This window comes from Alcanivorax sp. HI0083, assembly GCF_001635175.1.
In genome coordinates, this window is record NZ_LWFX01000502.1 from 1 (window position 1) to 1068 (window position 1068).

General features: G+C 56.3%; 1 protein-coding gene and 1 pseudogene. One reads left to right on the top strand and one right to left on the bottom strand.

Annotated elements, in window-relative coordinates:
* A pseudogene (locus A3754_RS28445) lies at positions 1-298 on the bottom strand (hypothetical protein); the annotation flags it as partial.
* A 65-nt stretch (positions 299-363) separates the two neighbouring features.
* Between A3754_RS28445 and A3754_RS05160 the strand changes: the two are divergent.
* A partial coding sequence (locus A3754_RS05160) for a transposase (RefSeq protein ID WP_231880495.1) occupies positions 364-1068 on the top strand: 705 nt, incomplete at its 3' end.

Sequence of the window (1068 nt, forward strand, 5' to 3'; positions counted from 1 at the left end):
GAAAATCTGTTGTCCGTTTCCTGCCGCCGTTTTGCTGGAAAACCACATCAATACCACGTTCAAGACATTCCGCCAGAACGTAGTAGCTGCCATACAGCGCATCACCCAGCAGAATATCGCCCTGTTCAAGGTCGGACAGCAAGGCGCGGAACAAGGCATGCTCACTGCCACCTTTGCCCTTATAGGGCCCCATCGCCGCGTTAATAACCATGCCGCTGGAGAGACAAGTGATTCCAACAATCCGAACAACAGAAGGACACCCACCAATTAGCAAATCTCTCACGCGCCTGATGGCCATTATCTGATGACTTGCTGTCCATAAGGACAGTATGGTTTAAGTCATGGATCAGCATGGAGGCGACCATGACTCGAGCGCGTTATCAGCAGATTTCCCTTGAGGAAACGCCGTATTACCACTGTATTTGCCGTTGTGTACGCAGGGCTTTCTTGTGTGGGCGGGATCATTACTCTGGTCAGGATTATGAGCATCGCAGGCAATGGGTGGTGGAACGCCTGGCGACGCTGGTTGAGGTGTTTGCGATAGATCTGTGCGCCTATGCGGTGATGTCGAACCATTACCATTTGGTGTTGCGAGTGGATCGGGGCAGGGCGGACGCCTGGTCATGTCGTGAGGTGGCGGCGCAGTGGATGCGGCTGTTTTCCGGGCCGCCGTTGGTTCAGCGATGGCTGCGCGACGAGACCTGTGAAGCGGAAACCCTGAAAGCCCTNGAGGTCGTTGAGCAATGGCGCTGCCGGTTATATGACCTGGGCTGGTTCATGCGCTGTCTGAACGAGCATCTGGCCCGGCGGGCCAACGAAGAGGACGGCTGCAAGGGCCGTTTCTGGGAAGGGCGCTACAAAAGCCAGGCGCTGCTGGACGAGAAGGCGGTGCTTGGCTGCATGGCGTATGTGGATCTTAACCCTGTTCGTGCCGGCATGGCCGCGACACCCGAAGCTTCTGACTTTACTTCTCTCCAGCAGCGAAGCCGCGCTGTCCAGAAACTGCCTTCCACTGACAAGCTCCCGGCGCTGTTGCCCATGGTGGATGCAGAGCATATCGAAACGGAT